Raw genomic sequence first — 21,321 nt, forward strand, 5'->3', positions numbered from 1 at the left:
TCTTCCACTAGAGGTTTGCCCATGGCGCAGCAATGGCCGGCCGCCGATATCGCCCGTCAGATTCTCGATGGCTTCGACGATTATCGTGAGCATTTCCGCCAGATCACCGAGGGCGCCCGCGCCCGCTTCGAGCAGGCGCTCTGGCAGGAGGCGCAGAGCGCCTCGGCGGCGCGGATCAACCTGTATGAGGAAAAGGTCGAGGAGGTAGGGCAGCGCCTGCGGCGCGGCTTCAACCAGGAATTGTTCGAGGTGCACCAATGGCCGCTGGTGAAGAGCGCCTATATCGCGCTGATCGATCTGCGCGACGACGATGAGCTGGCCGAGACCTGGTACAACTCGATTTTCTGCGGTCTGTTCAGCCATGACCAGATCAGTGATGGCTGCATGTTCATCCACACCACCCGACCCTCGTTGCGACCTCGCACGCGTATCGTGCAAACCCGCAGCTATCGGCCGTGCGGCGATCTGCCGGGGCTGCTCAAGCAGGTCTTCGACGACTACCGTTTCGACGCGCCCTATGAAGACCTGCCACGCGACCTCGAGCGGCTCGAAGGGCAACTGCGCGAAAGCCTGCCGGACTGGGTGTGCAAGGACCCGGAGTTGAGTGTCGAGCTGTTTTCCTCGGTGCTCTACCGCAACAAGGGGGCCTACCTGGTCGGCCGTCTGTTCACCCGGGATGAACAGTGGCCGCTGGTGATTCCGTTGTTGCACCGCGAAGGGCGGGGCGTGCAGATCGATGCATTGATCACCGATGAAGCCGAGGTGTCGATCATCTTCTCCTTCACCCGCTCGTATTTCATGGTCGAGGTGGCGATTCCGGCGGAGTTCGTCGGTTTCCTCAAGCGCATACTGCCGGGCAAGCACATCGCCGAACTCTACACCTCGATCGGTTTCTACAAGCACGGCAAGTCGGAGTTCTACCGCGCACTGATCAATCATCTGGCCAATACCGATGACAAGTTCATCATGGCCCCCGGCGTGCGCGGCATGGTCATGAGCGTGTTCACCCTGCCGGGTTTCAATACCGTGTTCAAAATCATCAAGGATCGCTTCGCTCCGTCGAAAACCGTCGACCGCGCCACGGTGATCCAGAAGTATCGCCTGGTACGCAGTGTCGACCGGGTGGGGCGTATGGCCGATACCCAGGAGTTCGCCGACTTTCGCTTCCCCAAGGCCAAGTTCGAGGCGGATTGCCTGGCCGAACTACTGGAAGTGGCGCCGTCCACCGTGGTCCTGGAAGGTGACACCGTGCTGGTGCGCCATTGCTGGACCGAACGGCGCATGACCCCGCTGAATATGTATGTGGACAGCGCGACCGAGGGGCAGGTGCGTGCAGCGCTGGACGACTATGGCCTGGCGATCAAACAGTTGGCGGCGGCGAATATTTTTCCCGGTGACATGCTGTTGAAGAACTTCGGCGTGACCCGCCACGGCCGTGTGGTGTTCTACGACTACGATGAAATCTGCTACCTCACCGAGATGAACTTCCGGCGCATTCCCGAACCCCGTTATCCGGAGGACGAAATGGCCTCGGAGCCCTGGTATTCGGTGGCGCCGTTGGATGTGTTTCCGGAAGAGTTCCCGCCGTTCCTGTTCGCCGACATCCAGCAGCGGCGCTTATTTAGCCAACTGCACGGCGAACTGTATGACGCCGACTACTGGAAGAGCCTGCAAGCGGCGATTCGCGAGGGCAAGGTGATCGATGTGTTCCCTTACCGGCGTAAAGTCGGGCGTGTCGATAACCTGGATTGAGCACAAGGTACCCGGCGCGATACCTGGGCAGGGGGCACGACTGTTTCTGCGCCGCGCATCAGCGGCAGAAACCGCAAAAGCTGGGCTAGGGGTTGGCTGGGCGGTGCTCGGGTTGCAGCTATACCCCCTGCAGTTTTGCGCAGATTGATCTACGCTCAAGCAAGGTGCCCCGAGCGCCTTATCGAAGTCCTTGGCAGGAGGAAGTCCCATGATCGCCAAGTCGCAAAATGCCTTAGAAGATCTGCTGGTTGCCCTTGGCCTGCTCGATCGGCCACAACTGCAGCCCGTCCCCGTGCGGACCAATACCCCTCGCGATCCTAAAACCCCACGCCGGCGCCGCGAGTAAGTGGCGCTCGGGTAGCCGCCGAGTGCAGCTTGCAGTTTAGTGCGCGGGGGGCATGGCTTGGTGCCGTGGGAGGAGCCCGTTGGGCTCGGAGACGGGGGCGTTGGTTGTGCTGTGAAACCTGGAGGAGCGGCCGTTGCTGCATGAACGGGTTGCAGAGGCTGACTATTCGCCTCCTCCGACTAAACAATCTCAATGACGGACGTTCTCGTCCTGCCTGCCAACGTCGTCGGTTACTAGACAGATTCCCTGTGGCTCTTGAGCCACTGATCGATCAGCTCGCGCATACGCTCGCCCGAGAAGCTCGGGAAGTGCCCGCCATGCACGGTGCGCACCGGTAGGCCGCGCAGCCGTATCAGGCTTTGCGCGTAGTCCTGCAGGTTGGAGTGGTAGGCATTGTCGATCAAGGGTCCGTCATACAGGATGTCGCCGGAAAACAGCGTCTGCGTCGCCGCCTCCCACAGGCTGATGCCGCCTGGCGAATGTCCGGGGGTGTGCAGCACTTGCAGCACCCGGTCGCCCAGGTCCAGCACATCGCCTTCCTCTATCAGTCGCGTCGCCGGCGCGGCCCTGACCCGGTACTCGGCGTAGCACAGCGGGCAGTCGGGGTGCGCCTCGAACATCTCGTCGCCAACGAAGTCCGCGGCCAGGGTATTGGCCCCGGTTGGCGCCGCGAGTATGTCCGCCTCGGCCGGATGCACCAGGCGCTCGGGGAACTCGTGATGGCCGGCGATATGGTCGAAGTGCGTGTGGCTGGCCACCGCCAGCAGCGGGCGCTCGGTCAGCCAGGGCAATTGCTCACGCAGGCTGACCAGGCCGGAGCCGGAGTCGATCAGCACATCGCGCTCGCGGCCTTGCACATGCCACAGGTTGCAGCGGTAGAACGGCCGTATATAGGGTTCGTGGATCAGGCTGATGCCGTCGTAGCGGTGTTCCACTTCGAACCAGTGATCGCGGCTGACGATTTTCATGCGGCTACCTATCCTGCGCGTGCGTTGATTCCAGCCTACGCCCTTGCCGGCAGGATGCGCGGGCTCCTGCCGGGTTTTCAAGGGCTCAGGGGTGGAAGGGCGGCGCCTCGAGGATTTCGATCAGCAGCGGGCGGTCCGCCGGCGCATCGCGCAGCAGCTCGGCCAGGTGGGCGTGGTCGCGGGCCCGTTCGGCGGCGCAGCCGAAGCCCCGGGCGAGGGTCAGGAAGTCCGGGGTGTAGATGTCCACGCCCAGTGGCGTGATGTCGCGCCTTTCCATGTAGCGCTTGATCTCGCCGTAGCCGGCGTTGTTCCACAGCAACACGATTACTGCGACCTTGGCTTCCACGGCGCTGGCCAGTTCCGGCAGGCTGAATTGGATGCCGCCATCGCCGATCAGGCAGATGACCGGGCGGCCCGGCTCGCCCAGCTTGGCGCCGATCGCCGCGGGTAGGCCGTAACCCAGGGTGCCGTAGCCGGTGGAGGAGTTGAACCAGCGGCGGGTGCCGTCCAGCTCGACCAGGTGGTTGCCGCTGTACACGGTTTGCGTCGAGTCGCCGACGAAGCGCGCCTCCGGCAGCGCCTCCAGCACGGTGTCGAACAACTGGCGGTAATGCGCCCAGGCGGAAAATTCTTCGGCCAGCTGCGCCTGTACGGCCGCGGTGCGCAAGGCGCCTGGACTGCCTGCGCGCAGCTCGCCCGCGGGGAGGTCGGCCAGCAACAAGCGCATGGCCAGGCGCGCGTCGCCCTGGATCGCCAGGCTCGGGGGGAAGTTGCGGTGCAGCTGCTGGGCGTCGATATCGATGCGGATCAGCTGGCCGGGCAGCTTGAAGTTGCCGTCGAACACCACGTCGTAGTCGGTCTCGCCCAGCTCGGTGCCGATGGCCAGGACCACATCGGCCTCCAGCGCCAACTGGCGCACCGGTATCAGGGACTGATTACTGCCCAGCAGCAATGGATGGCCGGGCGGCAGCAGACCCTTGGCGTTGATGGTCAGGGCGGTCGGTGCATCCAGCGCAGTGGCCAGGGCACGGGCCTCGGCCGAGGCCGCGACGCAGCCGCCGCCGAGCAACAGCAGCGGGCGTTTGGCCGTGCGCAGCAGGGCCGCTGCCTCGCGCAGCAGGGCGCGGGGTGGAATCGGCCGCTGGATGTTCGGTCGCGGGGCCAATCGCATGTGTTCGGCCGGCGCGGTGATGATGTCCAGCGGCAACTCGATATGCACCGGGCGCGGCCGCTCGCCCTCGAATACGGCGAAGGCGCGGGCCAGTACGCCGGGCAATTCCTCGACGCTCATCAGGGTATGGCTGAAGGCGGTGACGCCGGCAGTCAGCGCGCGCTGGTTGGGTAGCTCGTGCAGATAGCCCTTGCCGAGGCCCAGGCGATCGCGCTGGTTGACGCTGGAAATAACCAGCATGGGAATCGAGTCGGCATAGGCCTGGGCCATGGCGGTGAGGATGTTGGTCATCCCCGGCCCGGTGATGATGAAGCACACCCCGGGCTTACCGCTGACCCGGGCATAGCCATCGGCCATAAACCCGGCGCCCTGTTCGTGGCGTGGGGTGATGTGGCGAATACTGCTGTGCGGCAGGCCGCGGTACAGCTCGACGGTATGCACGCCGGGGATACCGAACATGGTGTCGACGCCCCAGGCTTCGAGTTGTTTGACGAGAAATTCGCCGCAGGTGGTCATGGGGTTTCCCTGTACAGGTAGCGGTCGGAATAAAACGCGATTCCGCACAGCCGTGCGGAATCGCTAATGCCGGTCTCGCGAGAGAGACCGGCCGCTCGCAAGGAGCTTAGGCCAGGCCGGTCGCGGTGGCCGGACGGCGCGACAGCAGGCTGATCACCACGAAACTCAGCGCGCCGACTGTCAGGCTGTAGTAGATCGGCGTGTTGGCGTCTAGACCGTCGGTGTACATGAAGAAGGCCGCGGTCAGGCTGCCCAACAGCATGCTGGCGATGGCGCCGAGGGTGCTGGCGCGCTTCCAGTAGATGGCACCCAGCAGCGGGATGAACATGCCGCCCACCAACAGGTTATAGGCCAGGGTCAAGGCGCTGATCACGTCGCTCACCACCAGGGCGATGGCCAGGACGACAATGCCCAGCAGCAAGGTGAACACGCGGTTTTCATTGGCGCTGCCTTCCTCACCCTTGCGCCCCGTGAGCAGCGGCCAGAGATCCTGTGCGGCGGTGGTCGAAGCGGCCAGCAGGCCGGCACTGGCGGTAGACATCAGTGCGGCCAGGGCGGCGGCGATCACCAGGCCGCGGATGCCGTCCGGCAGGGTCAGCTGAACGATGCTGGCGAAGGCGTTGTTGACGTTTTCCAGGTCCGGCAGCAGCACCTTGGCGGCCATGCCGATCAGCGCGGCGGCCAGGCCGTAGAGCACGCAGTAAAGGCCGGCCGCGGAGCCGGCGAGCTTGGCGACCTTGGCACTGCGTGCGGTGAACACCCGTTGCCAGATGTCCTGGCCGATGAAGATGCCGAGGAAGTAGATCAGGAAGTAGGTGATGATGGTGTCCCAGCCGATCGCCGTGAGCGAGAAGTAGCTCTGTGGCAGCTTGGCCACCAGCGCATCCCAGCCGCCGGCGTCGCCGATCGACATGGGCAGCAGGAGGAACACCAGGCCGATGGTCATGATCAGGAACTGCACGATGTCGGTGAGGGTCAGCGACCACATGCCGCCGATGGTCGAGTAGAGCACCACCACGCCGCCGCCGAGCAGGATCGACACCCAGAATGGCAGGCCGAACAGCACCTGCATCACGGTGCCGATGGCGATGGTCGAGGTGGCGCCGATCATCAGCGCATAAACCAGCATGATCGCCGCGCTGGCATGCCGCGCGGTCGGGTTGTAGCGGCGCTCGAGTACCTGGGTGACGGTATAGATCTTCAGCTTCAGCAGCGGTTTGGCGAGAAACAGGCTGATGCCGATGATGCCCAGGCCGAGCGACGCGCACAGCCAGAAGCCGGACAAGCCATAGACGTAGCCGAGGCGCACGGTGCCGATGGTGGAGGCGCCACCGAGCACGGTCGCGGCCATGGTGCCGAGGTAGAAACCGGGACCGAGGTTGCGCCCGGCCACCAGGTAGTCTTCGCGAGTTTTCGCGCGGCGCATGCCGAACCAGCCGAGCAGCAACATGGCAGATGCGTAGAGCAGCACTACGCCGATATCGAGGGACATTCAGGTACTCCTTTGTACTTGTTTTAGATGAAACATTTGGCCTGCCCAGCGTTCAGGAACGCCGGGCATGCCGAAGGGAAACGGGAAAACTTCGATGTTTTACTGCTGGTACGCCGGATCGAGCCGCTCCAGCTTGCGCAGCCAGGCCTGCCACAGCAGCTGACGCTGCCATTCGACACCCTGGAACTGTTCGCGGGCGTGGCGGCTGAGGCTTGCCGGCATCTCGCGTATGTCAGGCAGCACGGCGGCGGCCAACTGGATCTCGCAGGCCTTGTTCAGGTAGTACATCAGGTAGAAGGCATCGGCGACGCTGGCGCCGACGCTGAGCAGGCCATGGTGACGCAGGATCAGCGTGCTGTGCCCGGCGAGCGAGGCTACCAGGCGCTCGCGCTCGCCCAGATCGAAGGCGATGCCCTCGTAGTCATGGTAGCCAAGCCCTTGGTAGAACTCGGCGCTGATCTGGTTCAGTTGGGTCAGGCCGGTTTCGCTCGCAGCCACTGCCATGCCGGCCAGGGTGTGGGTGTGGATCACGCAGTGGGCATCCGCGCGGGCCATGTGCAGGGCGCTGTGGATGGTAAAACCGGCGACGTTGTAGTCGGCCTCGCCGCCGATCACCCGGCCATGCAGGTCGACCACCAGCAGGTCGCTGGCGCGCACCTCCTCGAACAGCAGGCCGAACGGGTTGATCAGAAAGCGCGGTTCGGTCCCGGGCAGGCGTACCGAGAAGTGCGTATAGAGGGTGTCGTCCCAGCCGAACAGCGCCGCCAGCCGGTAGGCGGCGGCGAGGTCACGGCGCAGGGTGGCTTCGCTGTGGTTCATCAGTGACTGATCTGCGAGAGGAAGGCACGGCTGCGGGCGTGCTGGGGGTTGTCGAAGAATTCGGTCGGAGGGGCGATCTCGACGATGCGTCCGGCGTCCATGAACACCACGCGATCGGCTACCTTGCGGGCGAAGCCCATCTCGTGAGTCACGCAGAGCATGGTCATGCCGTCGAGGGCCAGTTCAGTCATCACCTCGAGAACCTCGCCGACCATTTCCGGGTCGAGCGCCGAAGTCGGTTCGTCGAACAGCATCACCTTGGGGTTCATGCACAGCGCCCGGGCGATGGCCACTCGTTGCTGCTGGCCGCCGGAGAGCTGGCAGGGCTTCTTGTGCGCCTGTTCGCTGATGTGCACCCGGCGCAGGTAGGTCATGGCCAGGTCATCGGCCTCCTGCTTGGACAGCCCGCGTACCTTCATCGGCGCCAGGGTACAGTTGTCCACCACGCTGAGGTGGGGGAACAGGTTGAAGTTCTGGAACACCATGCCCACCTCGCGACGCACATGCTCGCTGCCCTGCTTGCTGGCGACGTCCTGCTGCTCGACGATGATGGTGCCGGTGTCGTGCGGGGCCAAACGGTTGATGCAGCGGATCAGGGTCGACTTGCCCGAGCCGGACGGGCCGCAGATGACGATCTTCTCGCCGGGTGCCACGCTCAGGTTGATGTCTTGCAGGACCTGGAAGTCGCCGAAGCTTTTGCCGACGTGTTCCAGAAGGATCATTTCGTTCATGGGCTTATCCCTCATTGTGCTGGGCTTCAGGCGCGGCGCATGCGGGCCAGGGTGCGTTGCACCAGGCCGGGATGGTTGGACGGGCTGGTTTCTTCCAGTTGTTCCCAGGACAGGCGGCGTTCCAGGCGGCTTTGCAGCCAGCTCAGGGTGTAGACCATGACCAGGTAGTAGACCAGCGCGACGGCGTAGTACTCGGTGAACTGGAAGGTCGAGGAGACGGTTTGCGAGGTCACCGCCATCAACTCCTGCAGGGAAATCACCGAGGCCAGCGAAGTGATCTTCAGCAGGGTGATGAATTCATTGGCGGTCGGCGGAATGGCGATGCGCGCGACCTGCGGCAGCACCACGTAACGAAAGGTCTGCCAGCGCGACAGGGCCAAGGCATGGCAGGCGGCCAGCTGGCCTTTGTCCAGGGACTTGAGCGACGCCCGGTTGATCTCCACCTGGTAGGCCGCCTCGTTCAGGCTGAGGGCGATCCAGGCCGCGATGAAAGGGGTGAACCAGGCCTCGCGAAACACCGGAAAGAACTGCGGCAGGGCGTTCCAGACGAACAGCAGCTGGAGCAGGGTCGGCGCCCCGCGAAAAACACTGACCACACCGCGCAGCAGCGAGCGGGCGACGTTCGGCCGGCCTTCCAGCGCCAGTGCGGTGGGAATTGACAGGACGATCCCGACCGAGTGCGAGGCCAGCGCCAGCAGCAAGGTGATACAGGCACCCTCGAAAAACGGGTAGGAGATCAGCGCGTTCCAGAACACGGATACGTCGAAGTTCATGGTGAGTTCTCGCTCTCAGCGGATGGCGGACGGTAGTAGCGGTGCACTAGCGTTGCGCGTGGCCCGGCGGGGGTGAAGACCGGCGTGGATGCTCATTTGCCACTGGCAAACGTCGCGTCCGCAGCGGTTCTCAGCGTGCCTGGCCTGGCGCGCAACAGTAGTTAGCCGGCTGCTACTGCCCGGCCACCTCGAGGTTGGCCGGCGCGAGTTTCCATTTTTCGCTGATGGCTTTCAGGCTGCCGTCGGCCTTGAGGGCATCGATGGCGCTTTGCACGGCTTGCTTATCGGCGGCGTTCGGCCGCAGGTAGGCGCCGAATACGTCCTTCTCCGGGAAGCTGTAGAGGGTCTTGAACTGCCCCGGAGTCTGCAGTTCACGGTAGGCCAGCTCGGTGTCCTGGGACAGCCCGGCGGAGGCGCGGCCGACCAGCACTTGTTGGGCCACATCGCTGCCTTTCGGGTAGGTCTGCAGGGTCGCCGGGGTCTTGCCGGCGGCGCTGAGTTTGGCGTTCAACTCTTCCATGATCTTCACGTAGCGGGTGCCGGACTGCACGGCCACCACTTTGCCGGACAGGTCGTCGAGGCTGCCCAGGGTCAGGTCGCTCTTGCCGCTGCCGAAGACGATGGTGGCGCTTGCCAGGTAGGGCACGGCGTTGAGTTTCTGGGTGCGCTCCTCGGTGATCAGGGTGCCGCTGATCACCGCATCGCAGCGCTTGGACTCCAGCCCAGGCAGCAGGCCGGTGAATTCGGTGACGATGAAGCGCGCATCGACCCCCCAGTGTTTGGCCAGGGCGCGGATCAGGTCGGCATCGAAGCCGCTGGGCTCGCGGTCGCCGGTCTTCTCGAAGAACTCCAGCGGCGGGAAGGTCGGGTCGGAGCAGACGTTGAAGGTGCCGGCGCTGATGAAGGCCGGTTTCTCGGCGGCACTCGTGGTGACGCCGAAGGTGGCCGCCAGCAAGCTGAGGGCTAGTGCAGAAATGGTCGTGGTACGCATGGGGACATCTCCTAGTGCATCGTTCTCGGTTTTGTTGGCAGTACGCAGTGGAACCGTGTTGTTGTTATATGAACTTTCAGGAGAGCGCCTAGCCGCCCGCATCAGCGGTCGGCCAGGCGCGGGCGCTCAGCGGCGTTGCACGCCCGGCAGCACGCAGAGCATTTCGTACAACAGGTTGGCGCCCAGCAACGAAGTGTTGCCGGTGGTGTCGTAAGGCGGGGACACTTCCACCACATCGCAACCAATTAATTGTAGATCCTGGCAGCCGCGAATGATCTCGATTGCCTGGATGGTGGTCAGGCCGCCGATTTCCGGGGTGCCGGTGCCGGGCGCCCAGGCCGGGTCGATGCCATCGATATCGAAGCTCAGATAGACCGGGCCACCGTCGACCTTGGCGCGCACTTCTTCCATCAGCGGGGCCAGCGACTTGTGCCAGCACTCTTCGGCCTGGACCACGCGAAAGCCCTGCTTGCGGCTCCAGTTGAAGTCTTCGGCGGTGTAGCCCTGGGCGCGCAGGCCGATCTGCACCACGCGGTCGCAGTCGAGCAGGTCTTCTTCCACCGCGCGGCGGAAGGTGGTGCCGTGGGCGATTTTCTCGCCGAACATGTGGTCGTTGACGTCGGCGTGGGCGTCGATATGCACCAGGCCGATCTTGCCGTGCTTCTTCTTCAGCGCACGCAGGATCGGCAGGGTGATGGTGTGGTCGCCACCGAGGGTCAGGGGGATGATGCCCAGTTCGACAATCTTGTCGTAGGACTCCTCGATGATGCGTACTGCGTCGAGCAGGTTGAAGGTGTTGATCGCCACATCGCCGATGTCGGCGACGTTCAGCGAGTCGAACGGCGCGGCGCCGGTGGCCATGTTGTAGGGACGGATCATCACCGACTGGGCGCGAATCTCACGCGGGCCGAAGCGGGTGCCGGAGCGGAGCGAGGTGCCGATGTCGAGCGGCACGCCGACGAATGCGGCGTCCAGCTGGCGCTGTTCTTCCACTTTCTGGATATGCGGCAGACGCATCATGGTGGCAATGCCACCGAAGCGGGGCATTTCATTGCCGCCCAAGGGCTGGTGCAGAGTCTTGTCCATGGGATGGCCTCACGGTTGTTGTGGTTGTAGTAGTCGTTGGCCAGATTGTTGGACAGGATGCGCTGGGGAAAAATCGCTGAGGGCAAAAACTTAGTTCAGATATTTCTAAACTAACGAGCAGTGGATAGACTCCCGGTGGCAGCGAGCCTGCTCGCGACGCTGTGCGTTCGATCACGCCGATTGGCCTGTCTGCAGGCCCCTACCCAAGCACTTCGATGCTGTCGTGGAGTTGTCATGAGCCAAGCCTTGCCCGACCTGAAACTGCTGCGCATCTTCGTCAGCGTGGTCCGCCACCAGGGCTTCGCCGCCGCGCAACAGGACCTGAACCTGTCGACTTCGGCGATCAGCACCTACATGAGTCAGCTGGAAGGCCAGCTCGGCCTGAGCCTGTGTCACCGCGGCCGTGGCGGTTTCAGCCTGACCAGCAAGGGCGAGTTGTTCTACCACGAAACCCTGCGCTTGCTGGGCGAGCTGGAAGGCTTCGAGCGTTACTCCGCGGCGCTCAAGGGGGAGCTGCGCGGCACCCTCAACCTCGGCGTGTTGGATTCCACCGTCAGCGATTCGGCGTTACCCCTGGCCGAGGTGATTGGCGCCTACAGCGAGGAACATCCGGCCGTGCACCTGCACCTGTCGGTGTTGAGCCCCTATGAACTGCAACTGGCGGTGCTGGATAATCGCCTGGACCTGGCCATCGGCGCCTTCTCCACGCGGATGAACGGGCTGGTCTATCAGCCGCTGTACCGCGAGCAGCATTGGCTGTACTGCAGCGAGCGCCACTCCCTGTTCGGCGAGCGGCGCATCCCGGCGGAAGTGATCACCCAGCAGCGCATGGTCGGCCGCGGTTATTGGAGCCAGGCCGAGCTGGCGCGGCACGGTTTCAAGCACAGTGCGGCGACCGTGGAGTCGATGGAGGCGCAGCTGATCCTGGTGCTGTCCGGCGCCTATATCGGTTACCTGCCGGAGCACTACGCGCAGCATTGGGTCGATCAGGGGCAATTGCGCGTACTGCTGCCGGCGACCTTCGGCTACCAGGCGCCATTCTCGTTGATCCTGCGCCGCGGCCGGGTCCGCGAACCCTTGCTGCAGACCTTTCGCGACCTGTTGAAGGCGCAACTCACCGAGCGCTAGGGTGCAGCAGCGAGCGGTCGAGCATGGGACCGCTTGGCCTCAAGTGCTGGACTGTTCGCCGAGTGGCGGGCGCGCGGGCTCTGCCTGTTGGGCGTCTTCTGGCACGGGGTCCATCAGCACCGAGCCCACCGGGAAGGGGGCCTGCATCTGGAAGCTGGTCGGTTCCGTCGAGGTTGTAAAGGGGTCGCTGATGCGTTTGTACAGGGCATGGCCGGCCATCAGCCCGCTCATGATCGCCAGGCTCCAGAAGAAACTCGAGGGTCCCCATTGATCCATCACCAGGGAAATGCCGAAGGGGCCGATCGAGGCGCCAACCCCTCCGGCCAGCAACAGGGTACTGCTGGCCCCGACAGCCTGGTCGGCTTCCAGTTGGTCATTGGTCAGGGCCAGATAGAGCGCTAGCAACGGGAAGCAGCTCGCGCCGAACAACAGTGCCAGCAGCAGGTGGCGGTTGTCCTCGGCCAGGCCGACCTGGGCACTGGCCAAGGCGAACAGCAGGGCGGCAAAGGCCGCTGCGGCGATCACCGTGCGCCTGTCCATGCTGTCCGAGAGCTTGCCCAAGGGCCACTGCAACAACATGCCGCCGACTACCAGGATCGCCATGAACAGCGATATTTCACTGACCTGCATGCCCAGTCGGCTGGCATACACCGCGCCCATGCCGAGCACCATGGCGTAGCAGGCGTTGATCAGGAAGGAGCCGACCAAGCCGGTCGGGGCCACGCGGTACAGGGTGGCGATGCTCACCGGGCGGGCGGCCTCGAACGCCGGCATCGGCGTCGCCGTGATCAGGATGGGGATGGCCGCCAGGCTGATCAGGATCGAGATCAGGTTGAACAGCTCGAAGCTGGCGGGGTCGGACACGTTCAGCAGAAACTGCCCGCTGGAAAGCCCGGCGAGCATGGTGATCATGTAGATCGACAGCAGTTGGCCACGGCTGCGGTTGTCGGCCGCCTGGTTCAACCAGCTTTCGGCCACCACATAGATCGCCGACACGGCGAAACCGGTGAGCAGGCGCATCAGCCCCCAGACCCAGGGGTCGACGATCAGGGCGTGCACCAGGATGGTGACTGAGGCGAGTGCGGTCAGTGCGGCGAACGAGCGAACATGCCCGACCCGCTGAATGATCCCCGGCGCGCGCAGGGAACCGAGCAGAAAACCCAGGTAATAGCCGGACATCAGCAGGCCGGTGGCGATGGTGCTGAACCCTTCCAGTTCGGCGCGAATGCCCAGCAATGAACCCTGTGCGCCCATGCACAGGCCGATAACGCCCAAGCCGAAAAACAGCGGCCATACGCTTCTCAGGGTCTGCTGGATCATGATCACCGCCACTCAGTGACTAGGGGATTCTCGAGGCCGGCGGCCTCCAGATAGGGGCCGTCAACCTTAATCCATCCGGTGCCGCGCTTGGAAGTCGTTGCCGAGCGTGACAACGGGACAACGAACAGGTTGTTTCTGCAGAGGTGATTACCGCGTGACGCACCAGCAAGCGGGCGAGGAGTTACCCGCCCGCCGGGGCAGTGGCTTAGCTCGGCAGGAACTCCTCGGCCCAGCCCAGGCTGGCGATCGCGCGTTCGATCATCGACTCGACCTCGGCCGCGCTGTAACCGACATCCGCCAGCACCTCGCGAGTAGAGTGGCCCCAGCGCTCCGGCAGGCTTACGGCCTTGATGCTGGCCTCGGTCGGACGAATCGCCAGGTGGTCGATCTGCGTCAGGCAATGGCCGCTCGGGTGGTCGCGGTGGATGGAGAAGGCGAAGCTGCCCCGGTCGATGCCGACTGTGCCGTCGCCGGCGCGGCTGTACTGCTCGCGCAAGGCCTCGATGGACATCGGTACGGCCGCGGCGATGTCGGCCGCCTGCAGGGTTTCCGCCCAGTAGGCGGCTGGTGCGGTCAGCAGCGCAGTCTTCAGGAACTCGCCGACGTTTGCCGCAGTGCTGATGCCGGCCAGACCTTCGACGCGTTCCAGCTGGGGCAGTTCGGACTGTTTCGAGTCGAGGTAGAGCCAGCCTTGCGCCGTCTGGTAGAAGTGCGACAGGGCGTTGTGGCCCAGCACTTCGCGACCGGATGGCTCGTTGAAAGGCGCACGACCTTGGTAGTCGAAGGCGAACGACAGCTGCGCCAGGTTGGTGACGGCCGACAGCGAGGTGCGCGAACGGGTGGCCTGGCCGGTCTTGAGCTTGTGGTAGAGCGACACTGCCATGCCCAGGCCGGCGGTAAAACCGCAGTTGACGTCCAGGGTGCCGAGGTGGGCGTGCTCTTCCGGGGTTTCCGGGCCGCCGAAACGACTCATGATGCCGCTGTGCGCCTGGATGATGTCGTCATAGCCGATGTAGTTGGTCTTCGGGCCTGGCAGCGGGCCGCCAAGGCAGTCTAGGCGGCAGAACAGAACGCCCGGGTTGACCGCCTGCAGGCTGTCGTGATCGAGACCCAGGGCCTTGAGCTGACGCTCGGGGGCATTGATTACCACCATGTCGACGGAGCGCACCAGACGATTGAATACTTCGCGGCCTTCGCTGCTCATGATGTCGACCAGGGCGCTGCGCTTGCCCATGCTGGTCTGGAAGCTGAACAGGGTGCCGATCAGCGGATCGTAGAGGGGCTTGACGGTATCGAGCTTGATCACCTCGGCGCCGAAGCGGGCGAGGAACGCGGTGGAGTGCGGGCCGGCGATCACGTTGGTCAGGTCGAGAATGCGCAGGCCATCGAGCCAGCCAGCATTGGATGCCGGCTTGATCGCGGCACCGACCGGACGGGTCACGGTTTCCGCCGCGGCTACTGAACTGAGTTCGGCCAGCGCCTGCTCGAAGCTGACGTTTTTGCGCGGGCGTGGGCAGACCATCTGCGCGGCCGACTCTTCCAGCCAGGCGAACGGCCCTGGTTGTTTCATCAGGCCGTATTGCGGGTCATTGACCTCGACGATCAGGCCGGCGGCGTTGGTGTGCTCGTGGTTGACCCATTCCTGGGTGGTACGGTGCGGCGCGCCGGGGATCTGCCCTTCGCCAAAGATCACGGCCCACTCTTCGGAGGTCTTGCTCAGGAAGGCTTTCTTCATCTTGGCCGAGATGTGGTCGGCCCATTTCTTCGGCAGCGGATAGACGCCGATGGAGGTCTCGCCGTCCCACTCGCTGATCGGCGCGTGCAGGTTCTGCACTTCCGGCAAACCTTCGGCGACCAGTTCGTCATAGATGCCGAGGACCGTCAGGGCGCGCTTGGCATGATTGCGGTGCGATGGGCAGACGCAGTAGAACATGCGGCCATCGGCGCACTTGTAGGTGCGGTAGAAGGGGTCCAGGTATTCCTGCAGATCGTCGTAGCTCAGGTCCATCGCAATGTTGTTGGCCTTGCGCTGCTCGATTTCCAGCTCGCGCATGGTCTTGTAGCGCTCGGGCAGGCCTTCGATGACGTAGGAGTTGTACGACAGACCCTCCATCAGGGCGGAAATCACCGGCACTTCGATGGCATCGCCACGCCCGGTTTTTTCCCGAGCCTGCAGCGCCAGTACCACCGAGGAGGCTGCCAGAGCCGTGGCGTAGGCGGAGCCCAGCGGCAGCGGCGAGAAGCTCGGGTTCAGGCCCAGCAGCACGCGGTTGAAGCCCATGTCGGTGAAGGCACCGCCGGTCGCGGCGACTACGGCTTCGGTGGCTTTCCACTCGCGGCGCAGGGTGTCGTTGCTGGCGAAGCCCGGCACCGACAGGGTAATCAGCTCTGGGCGCGCCTCACGCAGTTGGCTGAAGTTGATACCCAGGCGCTGCATGACGCCAGGGCGGAAGCCCTCGATGACAATATCGGCCTGGTCGATCAAGGCGAGGGCCTGAGCCAGACCTGCTTCGCTCTTCAGGTCCAGGCGCAACGAGCTTTTGTTACGGTTCAGCACGGCATTGGCCGGATGGTCCCATTGTGGGCCTTCGGGCGGATCGATGTGCACGACGGTAGCGCCCAGATCGGCCAGGGTCATGGCCACGGCCGGTGCGGCAATCTGCTGACCGAAATCAACTACGCGAACTCCGGTTAACGGCAATTGTTGGTTGTTCATTGCAATTTATCCTTCAAATAAGCTGAACCGGCTGACGGAGACTAAACAGCCAGGTTGGATTTTTTGTTTGATTGCCATGGGCGCTGCTGTCAGGTTGTACGACCCGCTAATAAACTGTTTGGCAAGTTATTGAGGTTCAGTAACTTGCCGAGTGATCTTTATTGCTGCGTCAGTAGTGCGCTGTGATAACTATCCAGCCACTGCTTAACGCTACACCGAGTTTCGTTTCGTTCATCCAGTCTGCAGAAACCTGTCAAATACACCTGTGTATGCAAGTGGCTGACGTAACTGGTAGGTTTCGGCGCTTTTTCGGTAGCGCCGATATTAGGAATGAAGAGAGGTGGCGGCCAGCAATAAAAAATTGACCTAAGAGGGTGTTTTTTTTATGGCTGCATAAATCCCATGCCTGAGGCGGCGGAGAGGCGCGGAAAGCCTGACCAGGCGTGGGGCGTCTGGCAGCTTCGGGTGTCGCTATGGCCTGCAGTGAGGTGGGCTCAGAGCCTGTGAAGGGCGTGTCTGACTGATCTATCCATAAGAAAACAAGGGTCATTGCCTGCTATTTTTTTGCTTCTCATCGATATCCGCATTCATAACAATAGATTCCGTATCGATATAGGCACTCTGCTTGTTGTGTATCGCTACTGCTGCCCCGTCTAACAACTACAGTCGTGCTCTTATCTCTCGCTGCCAGTGTCGTGAGGTACGCAGGTACGGCCCCTCCATGAAGAGCGCTGTTTTCTCTCATGGTCAACTAGATCTTTGCCCGGCAAGGATTAACCAACAGTTGAAAGGTGCAAGATGAATAACAACTACAAAAATATATCGAACAGAGGGTCGCGTCATGAGTAGCGCGAAACAGCTAACGGCAAAAGGTGGGTTGCTCGCTGAGATGAATCCGATCATGTCGATCGGTTCGGCTCTGCTGGTTATCGCGTTTGTGCTATTTACGGTTATCGATCCGGTGTATGCCGACTCTATTTACAGTGCGGCCAAAGGCTTTATTGCCTCGAAGCTGGCCTGGTATTACGTCGGCATCATGAGCTTCTTTCTGTTTTTCGCGGTTTGGCTGATCTTCAGCCGTTATGGCAGCATCCGCCTGGGCAAGGACAGCGACAGGCCGGAGTTCAGTAACTTCTCCTGGTTTTCCATGTTGTTCGGTGCTGGTATTGGCATCGGTATTCTGTTCTGGAGTATCGCCGAGCCGATCTACCACTTTCAGAGCAACCCCTTCATCGCTGAGGGGCAGGCGATGACCGCAGAGGCGGCACAAGTTGCCATGCGCATTGCGATCTTCCATTGGGGCCTGCACGGGTGGGCGTTGTTTGCGGCTTTCGGCTTGATGCTGGCTTATTTTTCCTACCGCAAGGGCTTGCCGCTGTCGATCCGCTCCTGCCTGTACCCGCTACTGGGTGAGCGTATCTATGGGCCGCTGGGGCATGCCGCGGACCTGCTGGCGGTGTTCGGCACGGTATTTGGCATCGCCACATCGCTAGGCTTGGGCGCGCAGCAGATGAACGCGGGGCTGCAATACCTGTTGGGCATTGAGGTGTCGATCAGCAACCAGGTGATCCTGATCGCGGTGATCTCGGTGATTGCCACCGCCTCGGTACTGAGCGGCGTGAACAAGGGCATTCGAATCCTCAGTGAACTGAACATGCAGCTGACCATGGTGATTCTGGCCCTGTTCGTTATTTGTGGCCCGACGGCATACCTGATCGGCGCCTTCGTCACCAACTCCGGCGACTACCTGGCCAATGTCGTGCAGTTGGGCATGTGGGTCGATCCCGATCCGAAGAGTGAGTGGCAGGGCTGGTGGACCGTCTTCTACTGGGGCTGGTGGATCGCCTGGGCGCCGTTCTGCGGCATGTTCATCGCGCGTATCTCCAAGGGCCGCACCATTCGTGAGTTCGTCCTGGGCGTGCTGATCGCGCCGACCGTACTGGCAACCTTCTGGATCACCATCTTTGGCAATACGGCCATGTTTATCGAGCTGTTTGGTGGCGGTGGTGTGACGGCGGCGGTCAATGAGGACATCACCATGGCCTTGTTCAAGACCATCGAACTGATGGGCCTGGGCCAGGTGCTGACACTGCTGATCGCGGGGATCTGCACCGTATTGCTGGTGACCTACTTCGTCACCTCGGCCGACTCGGCCACCCTGGTCATCTGCACGCTCATCGCCATGGGTCACGAAAATCCGCCGGCTCGTCTCCGGGTCTTCTGGGGTGTGGCCATCGGCGCTGTAGCCGCCGGATTGCTGTTTGCCGGTGGGCTCAAGGCCCTGCAAACGGCCTCCATCGTCGCTGCGCTGCCGTTCTCGTTCGTAGTCATGCTGTCCACTTACGGTTTCATCAAGGCGTTGCGCCAGGAGCCGCTGACGGGCAAGGCTGTCAAAGATGCCAAAGTGACGCAGGCGATTGAGGCAAGGGTTGCCATCGAATCTGCGGCGGCGGCCCCCAGCAGTCTCTGATCTGAATCGCACCACGAACCCTGGCTCGTGGTGCTCCACTTACCCCAGCAAGGCTGCAGGATGCTGCACGGCGTGCACACCGACGGTTCTTGTCTCAGCAATAGCGGAGTCGCCATGTCTACTCAAGTGATCCTCCCCCGCATCATGCAGGTCGGCGAGGGCGCCAGTCAGGATATCCCCAACGTGCTGGCCAGCCTCGGCTGTACCCGACCGCTGATCATCACCGACAAGATGATGGTGCAGCTGGGCTACGCCAGGCGCATACAAGAAACTCTGGTGGGCCAGCAGATGAGCGCCGATGTGTTCGATGACACCGTGCCCGAGCCGACTGTTGCTTCCATACAGGCTGGTGTCGAGAAAGCCCGCCATGGCGATTACGACTGCATCATCGCCCTCGGCGGTGGCAGCCCGATCGACAGCGCCAAGGCCATTGCGATCCTCGCCAAGCATGGCGGCGAGATGCGCGACTACAAGTTTCCGCGCATCGTCATCGAGTCCGGCTTGCCGATCATCGCGGTGCCAACGACTGCGGGCACCGGTTCGGAAGTTACCCGGGTGACCATCATCGCCGACGAAAAAACCGACGAGAAGATGCTCTGCGTGGGTATCGGCTTCATGCCGGTGGCGGCGCTGATTGACTTCAGCCTGACCCTGAGCCTGCCGGCACGCATCACCGCCGACACCGGCATCGATGCGCTGACTCACGCGATGGAGGCCTACGTCAGCAAGAAGGCCAGCCTCTACAGCGACAGCCAGGCTCTCTCGGCCATGCGCCTGATCGCGCCCAACCTGCGCCGCGCCTACCACGATGGCGCGGACAAGGCCGCACGCGAGGCGATGATGCTCGGCTCGACCCTGGCCGGTGTGGCCTTTTCCAATGCCTCGGTGGCCCTGGTGCATGGCATGAGCCGGCCCATAGGCGCGCATTTCCATGTGCCCCATGGCCTGTCCAACGCCATGCTGCTACCGAGTGTCACCGCGTTCTCGATCCCGGCAGCTGCCGAGCGCTATGCCGACTGCGCGCGTGCCATGGGTGTGGCCAGCGAGCAGGACAGCGTCGCAGTGGCCAACGCCAAGCTACTCAGCGAGCTGCGTGCGCTCAACGATGAGTTGCAGGTGCCCACGCCCGAGCAGTTCGGCATCGACCGCCAGCAATTCTTCGACCAGTTGCAGGTCATGGCGCAGCAGGCCCTGGCCTCCGGTTCACCGAACAACAACCCGCGCGTGCCGAGTGCCGAAGAGATCATCGAGATCTACCAGCAGCTCTGGTAAGCCCCGTCTTTCAATAACCTTGGGCCCTGAGCCCGCGACCTGAATACTTTCCGAGGAATATCCGCGATGAACACAGTAGGACACCTGATCAACGGCCAGATCATCAGCGCAGGCGAGCGCTTTCAGGACGTGTACAACCCGTCCACCGGCGAAGTCAGCAAGCGCGTAGCGCTGGCCTCCAAGGCCACCGTCGAACAGGCCATTGCCGCCGCCGAGGCCGCGTTCCCTGCGTGGCGCAACACCCCGCCGATCAAGCGCGCGCGGGTGATGTTCCGCTTCAAGGAGCTGCTCGAGCAGAACGCCGAGCGCATCGCGCAGATGATTGGCGAAGAGCATGGCAAGATTTCCCACGATGCCCTGGGCGAACTGCAGCGCGGCATCGAGAACGTCGAATACGCCTGCGGCGCACCCGAGCTGCTCAAGGGTGAGCACAGCAAGAATGTCGGCCCGAACATCGATTCGTGGAGCGAGTTCCAGCCGCTGGGCGTGGTGGCGGGGATCACCCCGTTCAACTTCCCGGCGATGGTGCCGCTGTGGATGTTCCCGATGGCCATCGTCTGCGGCAACTGCTTCATCCTCAAGCCGTCCGAGCGCGACCCCAGCTCGACCCTGTTCATCGCCCAACTGTTGCAGGAAGCGGGTCTGCCCGATGGCGTGATGAGCGTCATCAATGGCGACAAGGAAGCGGTCGACACCCTGCTCAGCGACGCGCGTGTTCAGGCGGTCAGCTTCGTCGGCTCGACGCCGATTGCCGAGTACATCTACAAGACCGCCAATGCCAACGGCAAGCGCTGCCAGGCGTTGGGCGGGGCGAAGAACCACGCCATCGTGATGCCCGATGCCGACATGGATAATGCGGTGAACCAGCTGCTCGGTGCGGCCTTCGGCTCCTCGGGCGAGCGCTGCATGGCGCTGTCGGTCGCGGTGGCGGTGGGCGATGCGGCCGCCGATGCCCTGGTCGAGAAGATGCAGAAGGCCATGCAGACGCTGAAGGTCGGCGCCTACTCGGAAAAGAGCAACGACTTCGGTCCGGTGATCACCAAGGCGCATCAGCAGAAGGTTGTGGGTTATATCGACAGCGCCGAAGAGCAGGGCGCCACGATCGTGGTCGACGGTCGCAATCCACAGGTGGCCGGCTATGAGAACGGCTTCTTCGTCGGCGGTACGCTGATCGATAACGTCAGCCCGGAGATGCTCAGCTACAAGGAAGAAATCTTCGGCCCGGTGCTGCAGATCGTACGGGTCGACAGCATGCAGGAAGCCATGGACCTGATCGATGCCCACGAATATGGCAACGGCACCTGCATCTTCACTCGCGACGGTGAAGCTGCACGCTACTTCTCCGACAACATCAAGGTCGGCATGGTCGGCATCAACGTACCGCTGCCGGTGCCGGTGGCCTACCACAGCTTCGGCGGTTGGAAGCGCTCGCTGTTTGGTGACCTGCATGCTTATGGCCCGGATGCCGTGCGCTTCTACACCAAGCGCAAGACGGTCACCCAGCGCTGGCCGTCGGCCGGGGTTCGGGAAGGCGCCGAGTTCTCCATGCCGACCATGAAATGATCGGCTGATACGCCATAGCGGTGTGTGTCAGCTACAGGCCCTAGGCGACGCCCTTGAACAGGGGGGGGCCTTTTTTGCTATCCAGCGGTTGCTGCCCGTGTCGCGGACCAGGCTAGGGTCTGTTGCCGTTTCATTCGCGGCCGCGCCGTAGCTTGTTTTTGCGCGAGGCAAGGCACGAGGAGCGCGGTTTGGTTGTTCCAAATGAGC

The 21,321-nt window shown here is 62.9% G+C and carries 16 protein-coding genes; 6 read left to right on the forward strand and 10 right to left on the reverse strand.

Annotated elements, in window-relative coordinates; translation table 11 throughout:
* Positions 1-21 precede the first annotated feature (21 nt).
* Both aceK and FBY03_RS23065 read left to right on the forward strand, forming a co-directional pair.
* On the forward strand, positions 22-1,752 hold the full coding sequence (gene aceK / locus FBY03_RS13620; protein ID WP_147172913.1) for a bifunctional isocitrate dehydrogenase kinase/phosphatase: 1,731 nt from the start codon (positions 22-24) through the stop codon (positions 1,750-1,752).
* Between the two features lie 208 nt (positions 1,753-1,960).
* The gene (locus FBY03_RS23065) at positions 1,961-2,098 is read left to right on the forward strand and encodes a PA1414 family protein (RefSeq protein ID WP_178090659.1); all 138 of its coding nucleotides are present in this window, start codon (positions 1,961-1,963) and stop codon (positions 2,096-2,098) included.
* 233 nt (positions 2,099-2,331) lie between these two features.
* Here FBY03_RS23065 and FBY03_RS13625 read toward each other — a convergent pair whose 3' ends face one another.
* The 8 genes from FBY03_RS13625 to speB form a co-directional block, all read right to left on the reverse strand.
* A complete protein-coding gene (locus tag FBY03_RS13625) occupies positions 2,332-3,066 on the reverse strand; it encodes an MBL fold metallo-hydrolase (protein WP_147172914.1) in 735 nt (244 codons plus the stop codon).
* A gap of 85 nt (positions 3,067-3,151) precedes the next feature.
* The gene (locus FBY03_RS13630; protein ID WP_147172915.1) at positions 3,152-4,753 is read right to left on the reverse strand and encodes a 5-guanidino-2-oxopentanoate decarboxylase; all 1,602 of its coding nucleotides are present in this window, start codon (positions 4,751-4,753) and stop codon (positions 3,152-3,154) included.
* A gap of 106 nt (positions 4,754-4,859) precedes the next feature.
* The gene (locus FBY03_RS13635) at positions 4,860-6,245 is read right to left on the reverse strand and encodes a sodium:solute symporter (RefSeq protein WP_147172916.1); all 1,386 of its coding nucleotides are present in this window, start codon (positions 6,243-6,245) and stop codon (positions 4,860-4,862) included.
* A 99-nt stretch (positions 6,246-6,344) separates the two neighbouring features.
* The gene (locus tag FBY03_RS13640) at positions 6,345-7,064 is read right to left on the reverse strand and encodes a class II aldolase/adducin family protein (RefSeq protein ID WP_147172917.1); all 720 of its coding nucleotides are present in this window, start codon (positions 7,062-7,064) and stop codon (positions 6,345-6,347) included.
* The gene (locus tag FBY03_RS13645; RefSeq protein ID WP_306102481.1) at positions 7,064-7,795 is read right to left on the reverse strand and encodes an amino acid ABC transporter ATP-binding protein; all 732 of its coding nucleotides are present in this window, start codon (positions 7,793-7,795) and stop codon (positions 7,064-7,066) included. The genes FBY03_RS13640 and FBY03_RS13645 overlap by 1 nt, the downstream gene beginning before the upstream one ends.
* A gap of 26 nt (positions 7,796-7,821) precedes the next feature.
* Positions 7,822-8,568 (reverse strand): amino acid ABC transporter permease, encoded by a 747-nt coding sequence (locus FBY03_RS13650; protein WP_147172918.1) that lies wholly within the window; start codon positions 8,566-8,568, stop codon positions 7,822-7,824.
* A 172-nt stretch (positions 8,569-8,740) separates the two neighbouring features.
* Positions 8,741-9,559, reverse strand: a complete 819-nt coding sequence (locus FBY03_RS13655; protein WP_147172919.1) for a transporter substrate-binding domain-containing protein — start codon at positions 9,557-9,559, stop codon at positions 8,741-8,743.
* Positions 9,560-9,685: 126 nt separating this feature from the next.
* Complete coding sequence (gene speB, locus FBY03_RS13660) at positions 9,686-10,645, reverse strand: agmatinase (protein WP_147172920.1); 960 nt, start codon at positions 10,643-10,645, stop codon at positions 9,686-9,688.
* 234 nt (positions 10,646-10,879) lie between these two features.
* Between speB and FBY03_RS13665 the strand changes: the two genes are divergently transcribed.
* On the forward strand, positions 10,880-11,773 hold the full coding sequence (locus FBY03_RS13665; RefSeq protein WP_147172921.1) for a LysR family transcriptional regulator: 894 nt from the start codon (positions 10,880-10,882) through the stop codon (positions 11,771-11,773).
* A gap of 39 nt (positions 11,774-11,812) precedes the next feature.
* On the opposite strand, the gene FBY03_RS13670 is transcribed toward FBY03_RS13665, so the two are convergent.
* A complete protein-coding gene (locus tag FBY03_RS13670) occupies positions 11,813-13,093 on the reverse strand; it encodes an MFS transporter (RefSeq protein ID WP_147172922.1) in 1,281 nt (426 codons plus the stop codon).
* Positions 13,094-13,298: 205 nt separating this feature from the next.
* A complete protein-coding gene (locus tag FBY03_RS13675) occupies positions 13,299-15,809 on the reverse strand; it encodes a CoA transferase (protein ID WP_147172923.1) in 2,511 nt (836 codons plus the stop codon).
* 901 nt (positions 15,810-16,710) lie between these two features.
* On the opposite strand from FBY03_RS13675, the gene FBY03_RS13680 reads away from it, so the two are divergent.
* The 3 genes from FBY03_RS13680 (at position 16,711) to FBY03_RS13690 (ending at position 21,114) form a co-directional block, all read left to right on the forward strand.
* A complete protein-coding gene (locus FBY03_RS13680; RefSeq protein WP_147172924.1) occupies positions 16,711-18,279 on the forward strand; it encodes a BCCT family transporter in 1,569 nt (522 codons plus the stop codon).
* A gap of 114 nt (positions 18,280-18,393) precedes the next feature.
* Positions 18,394-19,551, forward strand: coding sequence for an iron-containing alcohol dehydrogenase (locus FBY03_RS13685; RefSeq protein ID WP_147172925.1), 1,158 nt, complete (start codon positions 18,394-18,396; stop codon positions 19,549-19,551).
* Positions 19,552-19,617: 66 nt separating this feature from the next.
* A complete protein-coding gene (locus FBY03_RS13690; RefSeq protein WP_147172926.1) occupies positions 19,618-21,114 on the forward strand; it encodes a CoA-acylating methylmalonate-semialdehyde dehydrogenase in 1,497 nt (498 codons plus the stop codon).
* Positions 21,115-21,321: the final 207 nt, after the last annotated feature.

The organism is Pseudomonas sp. SJZ079, from assembly GCF_007993865.1.
Classification (GTDB): Bacteria; Pseudomonadota; Gammaproteobacteria; order Pseudomonadales; family Pseudomonadaceae; genus Aquipseudomonas.

Excerpts from the sequence above, each read along its gene's own strand:
- aceK (WP_147172913.1), top strand. The coding sequence starts at position 22 with ATGGCGCAGCAATGGCCGGCCGCCGATATCGCCCGTCAGATTCTCGAT.
- FBY03_RS23065 (WP_178090659.1), top strand. The coding sequence starts at position 1,961 with ATGATCGCCAAGTCGCAAAATGCCTTAGAAGATCTGCTGGTTGCCCTT.
- FBY03_RS13625 (WP_147172914.1), bottom strand. The coding sequence starts at position 3,066 with ATGAAAATCGTCAGCCGCGATCACTGGTTCGAAGTGGAACACCGCTAC.
- FBY03_RS13630 (WP_147172915.1), bottom strand. The coding sequence starts at position 4,753 with ATGACCACCTGCGGCGAATTTCTCGTCAAACAACTCGAAGCCTGGGGC.
- FBY03_RS13635 (WP_147172916.1), bottom strand. The coding sequence starts at position 6,245 with ATGTCCCTCGATATCGGCGTAGTGCTGCTCTACGCATCTGCCATGTTG.
- FBY03_RS13640 (WP_147172917.1), bottom strand. The coding sequence starts at position 7,064 with ATGAACCACAGCGAAGCCACCCTGCGCCGTGACCTCGCCGCCGCCTAC.
- FBY03_RS13645 (WP_306102481.1), bottom strand. The coding sequence starts at position 7,795 with ATGAACGAAATGATCCTTCTGGAACACGTCGGCAAAAGCTTCGGCGAC.
- FBY03_RS13650 (WP_147172918.1), bottom strand. The coding sequence starts at position 8,568 with ATGAACTTCGACGTATCCGTGTTCTGGAACGCGCTGATCTCCTACCCG.
- FBY03_RS13655 (WP_147172919.1), bottom strand. The coding sequence starts at position 9,559 with ATGCGTACCACGACCATTTCTGCACTAGCCCTCAGCTTGCTGGCGGCC.
- speB (WP_147172920.1), bottom strand. The coding sequence starts at position 10,645 with ATGGACAAGACTCTGCACCAGCCCTTGGGCGGCAATGAAATGCCCCGC.
- FBY03_RS13665 (WP_147172921.1), top strand. The coding sequence starts at position 10,880 with ATGAGCCAAGCCTTGCCCGACCTGAAACTGCTGCGCATCTTCGTCAGC.
- FBY03_RS13670 (WP_147172922.1), bottom strand. The coding sequence starts at position 13,093 with ATGATCCAGCAGACCCTGAGAAGCGTATGGCCGCTGTTTTTCGGCTTG.
- FBY03_RS13675 (WP_147172923.1), bottom strand. The coding sequence starts at position 15,809 with ATGAACAACCAACAATTGCCGTTAACCGGAGTTCGCGTAGTTGATTTC.
- FBY03_RS13680 (WP_147172924.1), top strand. The coding sequence starts at position 16,711 with ATGTCGATCGGTTCGGCTCTGCTGGTTATCGCGTTTGTGCTATTTACG.
- FBY03_RS13685 (WP_147172925.1), top strand. The coding sequence starts at position 18,394 with ATGTCTACTCAAGTGATCCTCCCCCGCATCATGCAGGTCGGCGAGGGC.
- FBY03_RS13690 (WP_147172926.1), top strand. The coding sequence starts at position 19,618 with ATGAACACAGTAGGACACCTGATCAACGGCCAGATCATCAGCGCAGGC.